This is a genomic window from Moraxella sp. E33BD (genome assembly GCF_041807865.1).
Lineage (GTDB): Bacteria > Pseudomonadota > Gammaproteobacteria > Pseudomonadales > Moraxellaceae > Moraxella > Moraxella haemolytica.
In genome coordinates, this window is record NZ_JBGTZD010000009.1 from 100658 (window position 1) to 117561 (window position 16904).

General features: G+C 43.1%; 13 protein-coding genes. 6 read left to right on the top strand and 7 right to left on the bottom strand.

Features of this window, described 5'->3' with window-relative positions:
* Positions 1–4: 4 nt before the first annotated feature.
* The 3 genes from ACERC6_RS07055 to ACERC6_RS07065 all read right to left on the bottom strand — a co-directional run bounded on the left by ACERC6_RS07055 (position 5) and on the right by ACERC6_RS07065 (position 3571).
* Complete coding sequence (locus ACERC6_RS07055) at positions 5–184, bottom strand: hypothetical protein (RefSeq protein ID WP_373628323.1); 180 nt, start codon at positions 182–184, stop codon at positions 5–7.
* Positions 185–323: 139 nt separating this feature from the next.
* On the bottom strand, positions 324–2534 hold the full coding sequence (gene katG, locus ACERC6_RS07060) for a catalase/peroxidase HPI (RefSeq protein ID WP_373628324.1): 2211 nt from the start codon (positions 2532–2534) through the stop codon (positions 324–326).
* A 296-nt stretch (positions 2535–2830) separates the two neighbouring features.
* A complete protein-coding gene (locus tag ACERC6_RS07065) occupies positions 2831–3571 on the bottom strand; it encodes an epoxyqueuosine reductase QueH (protein WP_373628326.1) in 741 nt (246 codons plus the stop codon).
* Between the two features lie 95 nt (positions 3572–3666).
* Here ACERC6_RS07065 and iscX point away from each other — a divergent pair, with 95 nt between their 5' ends.
* Positions 3667–3867: a Fe-S cluster assembly protein IscX gene (gene iscX, locus ACERC6_RS07070; protein WP_284673276.1), complete on the top strand. Its 201-nt coding sequence runs from the start codon at positions 3667–3669 to the stop codon at positions 3865–3867.
* A 357-nt stretch (positions 3868–4224) separates the two neighbouring features.
* Positions 4225–5793, top strand: coding sequence for an AbgT family transporter (locus ACERC6_RS07075; protein ID WP_373628328.1), 1569 nt, complete (start codon positions 4225–4227; stop codon positions 5791–5793).
* A gap of 53 nt (positions 5794–5846) precedes the next feature.
* Here the strand turns inward: ACERC6_RS07075 and dapE are convergent, their stop codons facing one another.
* The 3 genes from dapE to ACERC6_RS07090 form a co-directional block, all read right to left on the bottom strand.
* The gene (gene dapE / locus ACERC6_RS07080) at positions 5847–7025 is read right to left on the bottom strand and encodes a succinyl-diaminopimelate desuccinylase (protein WP_373628330.1); all 1179 of its coding nucleotides are present in this window, start codon (positions 7023–7025) and stop codon (positions 5847–5849) included.
* A 142-nt stretch (positions 7026–7167) separates the two neighbouring features.
* A complete protein-coding gene (locus ACERC6_RS07085) occupies positions 7168–8187 on the bottom strand; it encodes an ABC transporter ATP-binding protein (RefSeq protein WP_373628331.1) in 1020 nt (339 codons plus the stop codon).
* Positions 8188–8190: 3 nt separating this feature from the next.
* A complete protein-coding gene (locus tag ACERC6_RS07090; RefSeq protein WP_373628332.1) occupies positions 8191–9795 on the bottom strand; it encodes an ABC transporter permease in 1605 nt (534 codons plus the stop codon).
* A 195-nt stretch (positions 9796–9990) separates the two neighbouring features.
* Between ACERC6_RS07090 and ACERC6_RS07095 the strand changes: the two genes are divergently transcribed.
* On the top strand, positions 9991–10989 hold the full coding sequence (locus ACERC6_RS07095) for an extracellular solute-binding protein (RefSeq protein WP_373628333.1): 999 nt from the start codon (positions 9991–9993) through the stop codon (positions 10987–10989).
* Positions 10990–11142: 153 nt separating this feature from the next.
* Positions 11143–13665 carry a TonB-dependent receptor gene (locus tag ACERC6_RS07100; RefSeq protein ID WP_373628334.1) on the top strand — a complete coding sequence of 841 codons (2523 nt, stop codon included), beginning with the start codon at positions 11143–11145 and terminating at the stop codon, positions 13663–13665.
* A 182-nt stretch (positions 13666–13847) separates the two neighbouring features.
* Here the strand turns inward: ACERC6_RS07100 and ACERC6_RS07105 are convergent, their stop codons facing one another.
* Positions 13848–14444: a 2OG-Fe(II) oxygenase gene (locus tag ACERC6_RS07105; protein ID WP_373628335.1), complete on the bottom strand. Its 597-nt coding sequence runs from the start codon at positions 14442–14444 to the stop codon at positions 13848–13850.
* A 71-nt stretch (positions 14445–14515) separates the two neighbouring features.
* On the opposite strand from ACERC6_RS07105, the gene ACERC6_RS07110 reads away from it, so the two are divergent.
* On the top strand, positions 14516–15394 hold the full coding sequence (locus ACERC6_RS07110) for a 23S rRNA (adenine(2030)-N(6))-methyltransferase RlmJ (protein ID WP_373628337.1): 879 nt from the start codon (positions 14516–14518) through the stop codon (positions 15392–15394).
* Between the two features lie 25 nt (positions 15395–15419).
* The gene (gene pssA / locus ACERC6_RS07115) at positions 15420–16235 is read left to right on the top strand and encodes a CDP-diacylglycerol--serine O-phosphatidyltransferase (protein ID WP_284673267.1); all 816 of its coding nucleotides are present in this window, start codon (positions 15420–15422) and stop codon (positions 16233–16235) included.
* Positions 16236–16904 lie beyond the last annotated feature (669 nt).

Sequence of the window (16904 nt, forward strand, 5' to 3'; positions counted from 1 at the left end):
CTAGTTAAAAGTCGGCAAAATAACGGCTGAACGGCTGAACGGCTGAACGGCTGAACGGCTGAACGGCTGAACGGCTGAACGGCTGAACGGCTGAACGGCTGAACGGCTGAACGGCTGAACGGCTGAACGGCTGAACGGCTGAACGGCTGAACGTTATAAGGTTGGCAAATTGATTTGCAATCATTTTATTTATGTATTTTATAAAAGCAATGTTAAGTAAAGTTATTTGATGGTTATTTTAGCATAAAAATTAACGACTTGCCGATAAAAAACACCCCCAATTGGGAGTGTTTTTTATGTAACAATTAACCGTTTGGCTGTTCTTAGCAGTTGCAACCTAAGTCATAACGGTCAGCGTTCATTACCTTGGTCCATGCTTTAACAAAGTCACGAGCGAATTTCTCGCCAGAGTCGTCTTGTGCGTAAAGCTCTGCATAGGCACGAAGGATAGAGTTTGAACCGAATACCAAATCCACACGAGTGGCGGTAAACTTAGTTTCGCCAGACTTACGGTCTACAATGTTGTAGCTGTTGCGACCTGTTGGCTCCCACTTGTTGCCCATATCCACAAGGTTACGGAAGAAGTCAGTGGTCAATACACCGACACGGTCGGTAAAGACACCGTGCTTGCTGTCGCCATGGTTAGCACCTAACACACGCAGACCGCCGACAAGCACAGTCATTTCAACAGCGGTTAAGCCCATTAGCTGTGCACGATCAAGCAATAACTCTTCTGGCTGTGGTTCATAGTGAGCTTCTTGGAAGTTTCTAAAGCCATCGTGGATAGGTTTTAGATACTCAAAGCTCTCAACATCAGTCATCTCTTGAACGGCATCGCCACGACCTGCATTAAATGGTACTTCCACATTAAACCCTGCGTCTTTGATGGCTTTTTCAACAGCAGCTGTACCACCTAGCACGATAAGGTCAGCGATAGATACATTGGTCTGAGCTGATAGTTTTTCGTAAACAGCCAAAACTTTAGCTAGGCGTTCAGGTTCGTTGCCAATCCAGTCTTTTTGTGGAGCTAGGCGAATCCTTGCACCGTTTGCACCACCACGATAATCCGACTGGCGGAAAGTACGAGCACTATCCCAAGCGGTTGCCACAAGTTCAGAGATGCTTAGACCAGATGCCAAGATTTGTTCTTTCAAAGAAGCAACTTCTGCATCGGTTGGTACATATTTAGGTGCAGGAATTGGATCTTGCCAAATCAAGTCTTCTTGTGGTACAAGTGGACCTTTATAACGAGATTTTGGTCCCATGTCACGGTGAGTCAGCTTAAACCATGCACGAGCAAACGCATCGTCAAACGCTGCTTGGTCGTTTAAGAATTTTTCAGAAATCGCACGGTATTCTGGGTCTTTGATAAGTGCCATATCGCCATCGTTCATCGTGATTTTGCGTTTGATGGACGGATCGTTTTGGTCAACTGGCATGTCCTCTTCATCCATTTCGGATGGTTCCCACTGTTTTGCTCCAGCAGGCGAGTGAACGATTTGGAACTTGTCTTCATATTTGAACAATAATTTGAAGAACTCGTTATCCCAGCGGTCAGGGTTGGTTGTCCATGCACCTTCGATACCAGAGGTAACTTTGCCTGGATTTGGTTGACTCCAGCCCAAGCCTTGCTCTGCGATGTCGGCCGCTTCAGGTTCTGCACCCATTTTGGAGGCGTCGCCATTACCATGCTGTTTACCGATGGTATGACCACCAGCCACCAAAGCGACAGTTTCTTCAACGGTTACACCCATACGCTTAAAGGTGATTTTCATATCACGAGCGGTTTTTAGTGGGTCAGGGTTACCGTCCACGCCTTCTGGGTTGATGTAGATAAGACCCATCATTACAGATGCTAGTGGGTTTTGCAAATCACGGTCGCCAGACCAGCGGTTGCCTTTTGAGCCTGTTTTGGCAAGCCATTCGGTCTCGCTACCCCAATAGGTGTCTTTTTCTGGATGCCAGATGTCTTCTCGACCAAAGGCAAAGCCAAAAGTTTTTAGACCGGCGGCTTCATAGCCCATCGTGCCTGCTAAGATGATTAGGTCAGCCCAAGAGATTTTGTTGCCATATTTTTGTTTGATGGGTTGCAACAAACGGCGAGCTTTGTCAAGGTTTGCGTTGTCAGGCCAAGAATTTAGCGGAGCAAAGCGAATATTACCAGTGTTGGCACCGCCACGACCGTCCGCTGCACGATAAGAACCTGCTGAGTGCCATGCCAAACGACCCATCAAACCGCCATAGTAACCATGGTCAGCAGGCCACCAGTCTTGGCTAGTGCGAAGTACTTCTTCTAGATCTTTTTTTAGGGCATCAACATCTAATTTTTTGAGTTCTTCGGCGTAGTTGAAATCCTCGCCAAGCGGATTAACTTTTTTGTCGTGTTGGTGCAAGATGTCAAGGTTTAGGGCTTTTGGCCACCATGCCATTGGGCTTTGACCATCTAGGCTGTTACTGCCATGAAATGGACAGCCTTGCGGTGCACCTGCTGTTTTTTGGCTGTCATTTAGTTCATTTAAAACTTCGTTACTCATAACCACTCCTCGTTTGGATTAAAAGCTGGCATTTGCTTGCTTAAAAATATTTTAAGTTGGCCAACAGAGAAATAATGGGAGACTTCCCATGATTTTTCAATGATTATAAGTGGTTAAAGTACTTTGGTAAAATATAATAATTTGATAGCTTGGTTTGGTTTTTTTAATTAAAAATAATGATTGAAATATTAAAAATTGATTAGAAAAATATATCATCATTGACGGCGATGACTTTGCTATCAAGAGACATAAAAAAGACTGCTAACTGACGGTCTTTTTGAGTATTTCTATCTCATCTATTCATCGTCGCCATAGTATTTGACGCCAATTTTAATCGGCTCTCGCCCTTGACTGCGGCGAAAATTATTGGTATCACGCAAAGAATAAGCACAACCGCAGTATTCTTGCTGATAAAAATGTTCTCGTTTGCTAATCTCAATCATGCGACTACTGCCACCGCCTTTACGCCAGTTAAAATCCCAGTAGTCCAAACCTTCATAGGGGGCGACCGCACGATGACCGCAATCATTGATTTGAGCCATATTTTTCCAACGGCTAATACCTAATGAGCTTGTCATTACAGGAAAGCCATTTTCATGGGCGTATAAGGCGGTGCGTTCAAATCGCATATCAAAACACATGGTACAACGGCGACCTCGCTCGGGGTCCTGCTCCATGCCTTTGGCACGAGCAAACCAGTTATCCATGTCATAATCTGCATCAATAAAGGGAATGCCGTGCTTTTTGGCAAAGGCGATGTTTTCGTTTTTGCGGATTTCGTATTCTTTTTTTGGGTGGATATTAGGATTATAAAAATAAATGGTAAATTCAATGCCACTAGCAAGCATGGCTTCCATGACCTCGCCTGAACAAGGGGCACAGCATGAGTGCAATAGTACTTTTTTATGTCCATTTGGTGGGGTTAAAATCTCACGGTCAATCGGTGTTAGGTGTGGATTGGTGGGGTCAGCCTTGGCAATTTGTGGCTTGGTTTTTGAGTTTGGCTGATGTTTTGGGTTGTGTGTTTGTACGGTCATGATGTTTTTTGGTCGTTAAAAATGCACTTATTATATCATTTTTTGACTAATTTTGATAAAATTTACCAAATTTTGAACCAATAAAGAGAAGTGTTATGAAATTAACTTGGCATGATACGCTGGATATCGCCATTGAGCTGTCTGAAAAATACCCAGATGAAGATGTGCAATATATTCGCTTTACTGATTTGCATCGTTATGTGTGTGAACTTGCAGGGTTTGATGATGATCCTAATAAATCAAACGAAGCCATCTTGGAAGCTATTCAGATGGCATGGCTTGATGAATTAGATTGATTGTTTAGACCGAACAAGCAGGCTTGTAGATATTTGATTTGCCCCATTTCTTGAACCATTTAAGGTCGTGTGGCTTTAAGTGGTTTTTTGTGGCAATTGAATCATGGTTATCTGGTATTGAAGTGTTGGCTTGTGAGATGGTTTTTGTTCTATTTTAGATAAGTTTTATCGCTGTGTAACAAATAATAACCATTACTTATAAATCATATGATGAAAAGTTTGTTTTTCTTACGCAAGTGTGTTTTAATGATGGGGTTTGAGCATTAGGGTTTGTTGTCTTATGATTAACTCTATGCTTATGATCAACTTTATGGTGATATTGGATCATGTCTGCTTTTTTGTTGTGAGGGAGTAAATATGCAACAGCAAAATTCTACTCGTATGGGACGATTTTTAAAGGGTGTAGAATGGCTTGGCAATCTTTTGCCACACCCTGCGATTTTATTTGTATGGATGTCAGGGATACTGCTTGCATTATCTGCTGTGATGTCTTATATGGGTGTTTCGGTCATTGACCCTCGCCCAGAGGGTGCAAAAGGTCGTGCCGAAGATGGCATGATTTATGTCAATAACCTACTTAATGGCGAAGGGCTTGCTAGAATTGTTGAAAATCTGGTGTCGAACTTCACAGGGTTCATACCGCTTGGCACGGTGTTGGTTGCTTTGCTTGGCGTAGGTATTGCTGAGCGTTCTGGCATGATATCGGCTGCACTTCGTGGGCTTGTTATGAACGCACCACCTAAGATAGTAACGCTTGTGATTGTCTTTGCAGGCATCATGTCAAATACCGCATCAGAGTTGGGTTATGTGGTGCTAATTCCACTGGCGGCGATGATTTTTCATTCACTTGGCAGACACCCATTGGCAGGATTGGCCGCCGCCTTTGCAGGTGTTTCAGGTGGGTATAGTGCCAACTTGCTACTAGGTACTGTTGATCCTTTATTGTCTGGCATTAGCCAAGAGGCGGCACGCATCATTGACCCTGAATATATGGTGGGTGCAGAAGCCAACTGGTATTTTATGGCAGTAAGTACATTTTTAATCAGTGGTTTGGGATATTTTATCACTGAAAAAATCGTTGAGCCATCTTTGGGTAAATACAATCCTAATGACGCCAACGACCCAAGTGTGCTAGACAACAAAGTGGATCGACTGACCGCCATTGAGAAAAAAGGGCTTTTCTGGGCTGGTGTGTCGATGGTTGTTTTTTGTTTGTTATTGGCATGGACGATTGTGCCTGCCAATGGCGTGTTAAGACATCCTGAGACAGGTCTTGTGGCAGGTTCGCCATTTTTGCATGGTATTGTGGTGTTTATTTTTGTGTTTTTTGCCATTCCAGGCATTGTGTACGGTAAGATTACAGGCACCATCAAAACCAATAACGATGTGGTAGATGCCATGAGTGCTGCCATGAGTTCTCTTAGTATGTATATCGTACTGGTATTCTTTGCCGCTCAGTTTACTGCATTTTTTAACTGGTCAAATATTGGTTCGGTCATGGCGGTGTCAGGGGCGAACTTTTTGAACGAGATTGGTTTGACAGGACCTTTGCTATTGGTTGGTTTTATTTTGATTTGTGCATTTGTCAATCTGATGCTTGGGTCGGCATCTGCTCAGTGGGCGATTACCGCACCGATTTTTGTGCCAATGCTTATGCTCACAGGCTATGCACCAGAGATGATTCAGGCGGCGTATCGTATTGGTGATAGCACCACCAATATCATCACGCCGATGATGAGTTACTTTGGTCTTATCATGGCGGTGGCAATTCGTTATAAGAAGGATACAGGTGTTGGCACATTGATGTCGCTGATGATTCCTTATTCGTTTATTTTCCTAGTGGGCTGGACAACCCTGTTTTGCATTTGGGTGTTCGTACTTGGCTTGCCTGTTGGACCAGGTTCGGCAACTTACTATACGCCTTGATGGCAATCATCAAAACCCCCTAAATATTAGGGGGTTTTGACTGGTGGTTGGAACTAGGCGATTAATTTTTTTAAGATTTTGCCATAAATCAACGATAATTTCTCCAAATCATCTACCGCCACCTTTTCATCAATCTGATGAATGGTGTCATTTAATACGCCAAGCTCTACTACTTGGGCATTCATAATGGGAGCGATAAATCTGCCATCTGATGTACCGCCACTCGTAGAAAGTTTGCTGTCTGTCCCTGTAGTTTCTTTGATGGCAGAGACGACTGCATCAACAAAGCTACCTCGCTTAGTTAAAAATGGCTCGCCTGATAGATTCCATTCTATCTCATAAGTCGCCTTGCTGTCCTTAAAATGTTTATCCAAAATGGCGTGAGTTTTGGCTTTTAGGCTCTCTGCTGTGTTTTCGGTGCAATAGCGAAAATTAAACAGCATTTGTACATTTCCAGCGATGACATTGCTTGCACCTGTGCCACCATTTAGGTTGGATATTTGCATACTGGTTGCTGGAAAATAGGCGTTGCCATCATCCCATTTGGTCGCCACAAGTTCGGCAAGAGCAGAGGCAAGTTCGTGCATGGGATTGACCGCCAGATGTGGATAAGCGATGTGCCCTTGTTTGCCAGTTACGGTAAGTCTGCCATTTAATGAGCCACGCCTGCCGTTTTTGATGATATCACCAAGTGTACGGGTGCTAGATGGTTCGCCCACAAGACAAAAGTCCATACGCTCACCGCGCTCCGCCAACGCTTGCACAACTTTTTGAGTACCGTTGATTGCCACACCTTCTTCATCTGATGTGATGAGTAATGAGACATCACCCTTATGGCTAGGGTTTTGTTTGATGAATTCATCACACGCCACACAAAAACAAGCAATCGCAGTCTTCATGTCAGACGCACCACGCCCCCATAGATAACCATCTGCAATAGTCGCCGAAAAGGGTGGGTAGGTCCAAAGTTTCTCATCGCCTACAGGCACAACATCGGTATGTCCTGCAAAACATAAGTGTGGAGCGGTAGGGTCTGTGCCTTTTTTCTTAGCATAGAGATTTTTGATTTGGGCGTTACTGCCTTGATCATTAGGGTCGCCAAAGAACATGAATTCGCATTCAAAGCCTAACGCACCCAAAAAATCTGCCAAGATGTTTTGGCACTCAAAGTCATTGGGGGTAACAGATGGTTCTTTTAATAAAATGGTGGATAAAGATAGAACAGGGGTCATGGGAGTTCCTAATTGTTATAACCGGCTTGAGTTAAATCTAGGCATTATACACGATGATAATCAATACAATACTACAAGTAAGTTGCTTTTATCCAAGATGATTGAATGAAGTCATCAACATCTTAGAATGTGCTTTTTTAAGCTAAAAGGTTGCCACTTGATGAATCGCAACCTCAATGGTGTCGCCAATTTTATGGGCAGGGCGGTCTTTGGTCATGGAAGTTTGCATAAATAGTGTATCGCCCTGATTGTTTTGTAGGGTGTAAAGCCAGTCTCCTCCACGAAAATCCCTGTCTATGATGCTAACAGCGATGCCTTGATTGTTTGTTTGAATGACATCATGCGGTCTGATGAGCATCTGTGTGTCTAGGCTGTTGTTTGGCAATAAAGGAATAAAACCAAAAGAGCATTCCATACCATTGGGGTGAACTTTGAGAATATCGTATAAGACACCTTCTCCGACAAAACTGGCAACCTGTGCATTGGTGGGGCGGTGATACAGTACTTCTGGGTCTGCCCACTGCTGAATGATGCCATCTGCCATTACGCCAATCACATCTGCCATGGCAAAAGCTTCAGACTGTTCATGGGTTACCAAGATGGCACTGACATTTTGTGATTTGAGTAGCTTGCGTACTTCTTTGGATAGGTTGGTGCGTAGCTCAACATCAAGGTTGGAAAAAGGTTCATCAAGCAAGATTAGCTTAGGTTTTGGGGCGAGAGCACGCACCAAGGCAACTCGTTGCTGTTGTCCGCCTGATAGCTCATGTGGATAACGATGCTTGTATGCATTTAGATTGACCAGTGTCAATAACTCATCAATGCGAGCATTTTTTTTGGATTTATCCAAATGACTTAAGCCAAATCCGACATTTTGAGCCACAGTCAAATGTGGAAAAAGGGAGTAATCTTGAAATACCATGCCGATTTGGCGTTGGTGAGCAGCAATGTTGGTGTTGTTATTAAATAGTGTATGGTCATTTAAAGAAATCACCCCAGTGCTTGGCTTTTCAAAACCAGACAGACAGCGTAGTATGGTTGTTTTACCGCAACCAGAAGCACCAAGCAGGCAAGCGATTTCACCAGTTTTTAAAGTAAAATTGACATCGCTTAAAATCGTCTTGTTGTCAAACTTGATGGATAAATTTTCTACGGTTAGCATAACTTAGCTCTTTTGGTCTATTTTGACGAATAAAATGACAGGAATTAGTCCTGTTAGCACGATGGTCAATGCAGGCAAGGCGGCTTGTTCGTACATACCTTCGCTTGTAAAAGAATAGATGCGTATTGCCAGTGTGTCCCAGTCAAACGGACGCATCATCAAAGTGATTGGCATTTCTTTCATGGTATCTACAAATACCATGAGTAGGGTAACGCCCAACGAACTTTTAATGAGGGGTAAATGTACCTTAAAAAGTGATGAAAGAGGTGTTGCCCCTAGGCTTTTGGCGGCTTCAATGTGGGTACTTTTAATGCGTTTCATGCCAGAATCCATTGTTTGTACACCTAATGCCAAAAAACGAATCAAATAAGCAATGAGTAGAACAATGACTGTTCCTTTAAAGATGGCATCATGCTCGGCAAATGCTGGTATGTATTCAATCAAATAATTATCCAAAAACGCCACAGGAATGAACACACCTACCGCCAGCACTGAGCCAGGAATGGCATAACCAAGCGTTGCGATTCTAGCACTGATTAGGGTAAATTTGCTAGTATCATGGCGAATGCTTAGACTAATAAAAAAGGCAAAGATAGAAACGAGTGCAGCGGCAGATAGGCTAGCGATGATGGAGTTTTTGGTTTGTTCAACAACAGCGATAAAATCAATGCCCTGCCAAGTTTCAATAACCCATAGACTAAGCTGTATGATGGGTAATAAGAATGCCAAAAACAATATGCTAGCACAGTAACTAAATGCCAGCCATTTTTTGATACCATGTAAGGCAATGATGCGATGATAACTACTGCGACCTGTGCTTTCAAAACTTTTGCGGCCACGGCTAAGTTGCTCTAATACCAAAAAGATAAACACCAAGCCAACCAAAAGACTTGCTAGTTGCTTGGCGGTTTCAATGCTAAAAAAACCATACCACGCTTGATAGATGGCGGTGGTAAAAGTATCATAACCAAAAATAGATACCGCCCCAAAGTCCGCCAACACTTCCATCAATGCCAATATGATGCCACTGGCAATCCAAGGGCGTGCCATGGGCAAGGCGATTTTAAAAAAGGACTGTCGATTTGACAACCCTAAGGATGCACCAACTTCTAAAGCACGATTACCCATGCTACTAAAGGCGTTTTTGGAGAGTAAATAGACATAAGGATATAAAGTTAGGCTCATGACGAGTGCCAAGCCACCGCCATGCCTAATGTTAGGCAGACCATTGTTAAGCCCCCATGCTTCTCTTAGATAAGTACTGATGACACCCGTATAATCAAAAATCCCAAGCTGTACAAAAGCCAGTACATAAGCAGGCACCGCCAAAGGTAGCATCATTGCCCAAGAAAAGAGCCGTTTGAGTGGAAAGTGATACATGGCGGTTAGCCAAGCGGTACTTGTGCCAAGTACGGTTACGCCGATGCCTACGGATAATGCGAGCCATAGTGTATTTTTTAATAAATGACCCAGTTCATAATCAAGTAAAAACTGCCAAATCTCGGTATCAAACTCACCTAGGGAAGATAAAATGACACCTAAAGGAATGATGACTAATAAAGAACAAAGTCCGAGCCATAAGCGTGCAATCAGCGTTGAATTTGTCATAATTGTGCTAATCTATATAGGGTGATAATGATTGCTTATTAATGATGATAATAATTATTGTTAATATACCAATATTGTATTATAATATAGCAGAAAACGGCAGTATTTTGTGAAATTTTTTATCAAAAGATTGCCATCTGGTGTTTTATTTTAATGTATGCCATTAGATTGGCTTTTTTAAAGAAGGACGAGTTTATGTTAAAAAAAATTTTGACCGCTCAGGTGGCTGTATTGATGGCACTACCAGCATTTGCTAGCGAATTGGTGGTTTATTCATCTCGTGCTGACGAGCTTTTAAAACCGATTGTGCAGGCATACCAAACCAAAACAGGCACAAAAGTTACACTGGTTAATGATAAAGATGGCCCATTGATGGCAAAGATTAAAGCTGAGGGTAAAAATACCAAAGGTGATGTGCTGATTACTGTTGATGGAGGAAATTTGTGGAAAGCTTCACAAATGGGGCTACTTCGTTCAATCAATTCCACTGCACTAAAAAATAACATTCCATCACACCTAAGAGCTGCTAATAACCAATGGTTTGGTCTGTCAGTGCGAGCTCGTACCATTTTTTATAATGCCAAGACTGTCAACCCAAGCCAACTTTCAACTTATGCTGATCTAGCTAATGAAAAATGGAAAGGTAGGTTATGTCTACGCACTTCTAATAATGTGTACAATCAATCATTGGTAGCAACCATGATTGCCAATCACGGTCAAGCAACAACTGAGCGTGTCGTTAAAGGTTGGGTGAATAACCTAGCAACCACGCCATTTTCTAATGATACGGCATTATTAGAAGCAATCAATGCAGGTCGCTGTGATGTGGGTATTGCCAACACTTATTACTATGGTCGTTTGATCAATAAAACGCCTGCCGTTGCAAATAATGTTAAAGTATTCTTCGCTGATCAAGGCGGTAAAGGTACGCATGTCAATGTTTCTGGTGCGGGTGTACTAAAACACAGCAAAAACCCAGCCGAGGCTCAAAAATTCATCGAATGGCTATCAAGTGCAGAAGCTCAAAAATTATATGCCGACCGTAATTTTGAGTATCCTGCCAATGCTCGTGTAAGTGCCACACCACTTGTATCTCGTTGGGGAAGTTTTAAGCAGGACTTCATCAATGTCGCTGTTGCTGGTCAAAACCAACAAAAGGCCATCATGCTGATGAAAAAAGCAGGTTATAACTAATTTTTAGTTAGGTTTGATTGCTTAGCCAAACCGCACCATAATATTGGTGCGGTTTTTGCATGGAAGTTTAATAAAATATTGCTAAAGGTGTATTCTTATTAAGAATTGTTATGTTATAATATGATTATAATACAGGCGTACAGGAGCAACAAAATGATGAAACGAAAGACTTTACCACTGGCGATACTGACACTGTTAACACAGGTGGTTTATGCCGATGAGATTTTGCATGATGAACCAAGTGTGGCATTAGATCCCATGGTGGTCGCATTAAATAAGACTTTGCTATCAGGGAGTGCTTTTTCTGGCAACCAAAAGGCTTCTGACACCACTATATCTAAGTCTAAGTTGCAGCAGCGTTCAGCCACGCTAGGCAATGCCCTAGCAGGCGAGCTAGGTGTTCATTCTAATCCTTTTGGGGGTGGTGCATCCGCTCCTGTTGTGCGTGGGCAAGAGGGTGTGCGTGTCAAGGTCTTAAACAACGGCTTGGGTGTGGCGGATATGTCAAACATCAGTCCTGACCACGCCGTGTCGGTGGATACGCTACTTGCCAGTCGTGTGGAGCTTGTGCGTGGGGCAAGTACGCTTATGCACGCCAACGCTTCGCCTGCTGGGGTCATCAATGTGATAGACGGCAAAGTACCAAGCCGTCTGCCGTCTGGCGTGGAGGGCGAGTCTTTGTTTCGCTATACCACAGGCTCGGACGAAAAGCTCATTACAGGCTCGCTTGCCTTTCCGCTAGGTAGCCGTTTGGCGATGCGTGTGGAGGGTCTGGCAAGAGATGCCAATCCTTACAATGTCCCTGCCATCAAGTTTGACGGCGAGACCTTAAAGTATCTGCCTGATTCGTACAACAACACCAAAGCCAGCACCATAGGCTTATCCTACATCGGCGACAAAGGTCATCTGGGGATTGCCCATACCCTACGCCGTGAGAACTATGGGCTTGTGGGACACAATCATAAATATGACGAATGTGCTGCCCATGTCATCGACCCTCATAACAAACTTGGGCGAGGTCGCCACTATTTGACGATTTATCCGCACCTGATGGACGACACCGACATGCTTGATTCGCTCCATTTCCACTGCGGCAACGACCATGAAGCTGACCCCGCCCACAGCCACGACCATGTCTATGGACATAAGCACGACCATCATCACAAAGCCCCTTGGCTTGAAATGCGGTCAAGCTCCACAAGTATTCAAGGCGAGCTGAATCAGCCATTTAACTGGCTAGACAAAGTCAAGCTAAATTTAGGCTACACCAATTACAAGCACACTGAGTTTGACGAAGGCAAGCCCATTATGACAGGGAGCAAAGAGCGGTTTGTGCAGGGCAATCCTGTTTATTATGGCAATGATGCTTATCTGGGCAAATTAAGCTTTCATCACAGCATTAAAGACAAATACGGTCTGGTATGGGGAGCTGACTACGCCCAAAACCGCACGCACGCCCTAATCCCTAGCATTAAAGAAAAGTCAGAAAACCGCCGACCTTTGGTAGAGAACACCCAAAAATCATTGGGGCTGTTTGCCTTGACCAATGCCAAGTTTGGCAAGCTCACTTTAGAGACTGGCTATCGTTTTGAAAACACCAAAATCCCTGTGCATTATGACCTAGATGAGATTGACCACACCCTAAAACGCTATGGGCGAGCGGTTCGCCAAGAGTATCCTGATTTGACGACCTACAAGCAAAACGCCAAATCCTACGCCATTACCGCCTTGTACGACATCACACCAAAGCTTCGCCTTGATACCACTTATTCGCATAACGAACGCATACCAAGCCCGATGGAGCTTTATTATCACGGCAAGCATTTGGCGACCAATTCCTTTATGTTTGGTAACAAAAACTTGGATAAGGAAAAATCGGATAACTTAGAACTTGGTCTAAACTTCAAAGGCGATAAATGGCATATCAAAGGCAGTGTCTATGGCAATAATTTTGATAACTTTATTCACCCAGAAAATCTCTACAAGGTCGGCAACCTTGCGATGAGACGCTACACCCAGTCCAAAGCTAAGATTCGTGGGGCGGAGCTTGAAGTCGGCTATCAAGTGAACCCCAATTATAAAGTAGCAGTCTTTGGCGATAAAGTGCGTGGCAGATTGTATGACTTTGAGCCGATTTTTGTGGGTAATATCTATGGCGACAGACAGCTGGTTGGCTACGAAGACCCAGAGGAGTGTGGGTGGAGCAGAACGCACCCAGATTATGAAGAAGAGTGTGCCATCTACAAACGCCCCATCATCGGTCAAGAGACCATCACACGCCCTGACCGCCACGCTCCTAGAATGTCGCCTGACCGTCTTGGATTTCGTATCAATGGCGAACACGGTAATTGGTCGTCGTCTTTGGAGTTTAGCAAGGTCTTTGTCCAAAAACGCACATCAGAGTCTGTCGCCGCCAAATACGACAGCGAATGCCCCTATCATAACGCAGGACGCAACAAACTTTGCCCCATTTATATCAATGAGGACGCCACCGACGGCTACAATCTGCTCAATCTCGGTCTAGATTATCGTAAAAACACAGGGCGTCTCGACTATACATGGTCGGTTCGTGCCAATAATTTGTTGAACGAGAAAATCTATGTGCACAACTCATTTTTGCCCTTTGTGCCACAGCAGGGGAGAAATGTCAGCGTATCGCTAAGTATGAATTTTTAGAGGTTTTTTCTTAGGCGGTGCGATGAGATTTTAGCTAAGGGGTGGACACTACCCCTTGGTTTGACAAGCCAGTCAAAGACGGGTAGGGCGTGGTGTGTTGTCCCGCAACAAATGAACCTGCCCAAATAATAGGGTGATTATAATATAAAGCATGATGCACTGCTATTTACTTATCGTACTCATCAGAGCCTATCATCACGCCGAAGCCAAGTAGCGATAGAAAACCGTGTGCGGTTGGTGATTTCCACTTGATGTAATAGATTGCTGTCAAACACCACAAGACGATTAAGTTGTGGCAGAAGCTGTCTTGTCTGACCGATTTTATCTACAACTGTGATGTGACCACCGTCGTCAGCTGCCCAGTTGTCATTTAAATAAAATACCGCAGAAATCACTCGCTCATCTCGTCCTTTAGGATTATCTGAGTGCCATTTGTAGCCAAAACCTGACGGATAGCACGCATAATGAGCTTCGCTAGAACGAATGCCTGCATACAAGGTTTGGTTGAAATATCGCCCAAGTTCATCAATTGTTGCAAGATATGCCATACCCACAGGGCAAGATTCGTCAATCCAGCGAATACTATCGCCACGAATGGCACTTGCTCGTTCGCCATGGGTAAGCTTTGCTTCTTTATATTCTATAAAGCCACTTTCATTTTGTAAGAGGGTTAAGCCATCTTTGTCAAAGACATTGTCAAGCACCATCGTGCCTGTGGTAATAAAGTCGTCTAATTTGGGGTCAATTAGGGTGTGCCAATCGGCATAGAAAGCGGTCATAATAAATAAAAATAGCCAAAAATCGTGAGTTATGCTACCATAAGTTATTTGAAATAACACGCAATTTTATCATGAATTATAAACACGCCTATCACGCTGGCAACTTTGCTGATGTTGCCAAGCATATTTTATTATTACAGATTCTCGCCCAGTTTAGTGCCAAGGCCAAACCTTTTTATGTGCTTGATGCCTATGGTGGGCGTGGGCTGTACTCTTTGGAGGGTGTAGAGGCAACCAAAACAGGTGAAGCTGATAGAGGTATTCGTACCTTAGAAAATACCAATCTTACTACGCCACCAAAAGCCATCGCTCAGTATCTATTAGACCTTGACATTGCTCGCAAAACTTACGATAAGCATGTCTATCCAGGGTCGCCTTGGTGGATTGCTAATCATGCCTTGAACCATTCAAGTAATGCACCCTTGCGTGTCGAAGCTTTTGAGGCGGTGGCAGATGAGTACGATGCCTTAAATTACCAACTCTACCAACTCCCTATCGGTATCCATCATCGCAATGCCTTTGAGGGTGTGCCTGCTGTATTACCGCCAAAAGAAAAACGGGGCGTTATCTTACTAGACCCACCTTTTGAGCAGGAACATAAAGATTTTAGCCGTTTGGTAGATTTACTGGTGGCAAGCCACAAAAAATTTTCCACAGGAACATTTGTGCTGTGGTATCCCATCAAGAACAAAGAAGCGGTAGAGTTGTTCTATAGAAAAATGAAACGCACCGAAATCCGCCGTCAGCTTGTTTGTGAGCTAAACCTATACCCTAATGATGTGGCAGTAGGCATGAATGGCACAGGGCTTCATATCATCAATCCGCCTTGGCAATTCGACGAACACGCCAAAGCTATTTTAGAAACGCTTGCTCCAATCCTAAAACCTGCAGATGCACCTGCCATGAGCCTTGATGAGATGGCGGTGGTTAAATGGCTAGTGGGTGAATAAAACAACTCTTTAAACAAAAAAAATCATGACAAACACTCAATCCAAAAAGAACACCCATGATGATTATGATGGCATTACTTTTGAGGTGGTGGAACTAGAGGCGGTAGATGCTGAACAATCCAGTAACCAAAAAAAGGTCAGTCGTGGTGTGTACCTTGTACCAAATTTATTTACCACTGCGTCCATGCTTTCGGCGTTTTTTTCCATCATTGCCAGTAGCGAAGGACGCTTTGAGAAAGCATGTTTTGCCATTTTCCTATCTGCCATCTTGGATGGTATGGATGGGCGAGCTGCTCGAATGTTAAATGCCCAAAGCCCCTTTGGTGAGCAACTAGATAGTCTGGCTGATTGTATTGCTTTTGGGCTTGCCCCTGCCATTCTTATGTACCATTTCGCCTTGCATGAGTTAGGACGGATTGGAATTGCGTCTGCGTTTGTGTTCTCAGCTTGTGCAGCATTTCGTCTTGCCAGATTCAATGTGCAAATCGGATCGGTGGATAAGAAGTACTTCATCGGATTGGCAAGTCCTTTGGCGGCGATTTTGGTTGCTGCTAGTGTGTTGGTCTTTAAAGATCATGGTGAGGCTTTTACTTCATTATTGACCGCCATCTGTGCAGTGTGGACGGTTATTTGTGGGCTTTTAATGGTTAGTAATGTCAAATATTACAGCTTCAAAGAATTTGACCGCCAAAAAGTTCCTTTTGTCGCCCTGATTGTGGGTGTGCTGGTCATGGGTGTAGTGTTGTATGACATTCCTGTTGGCATACTTGCCATTGGTATGATTTATGCTTTGTCAGGATTTTGGACGACTTTTAAGAGAAATGCTCATTCTAAGTTATAAGGGTGAAAGCTGTTTTTTGAGTTAATATTTTAAAGATTGCCCATATCAATTATCATGCCAGTAGTTTGGGTTGATTTTACCTAGAACTGTCATTGTTTTTATTTTGATACAATAAAAAACCCCCTATCTCTGTATGGGCTTTTTCATTTATTGTTCTCTTAAGGTGGCGGCAGGGAATAATTATTGATATTTAAACCAGTAGCCAAACCTAATCATTTAATCATGCCACAATCCTAAAATTTAAAGTAGCAGTTTTAGTTTAGCAGTGCCCATCGGTCGTATGAGTCGGTATACCTAAAAATTGAATAGCTATACTTAATATGAAGTTTGGTGATGATAAAATTGAGTTCATTACTGCTTAAGCTAGAGCACTGATTTAAGTTGTACAGATGAAAAACTCTTGTCAATAATTAAATCTGATAAAGAAGGCGATGACAGCAAGATGGTATTGAATATTTTATTATTAAAAATCAATAATATACAAAATATTTATGATTTTTTTATCAAATTTCAAAAAAAGTCGTTGACACCCTGTTAAAACCCTGTATAATACCCACCACTCAAGCACAGCAAGTCATAAAAAACTTATTTAAATTCAATAAGTTAAAAAATTTGAGACGAGAATTAACAAATCTCAAAAAAACTTTAAAAATTTTTAAAAAAACGCTT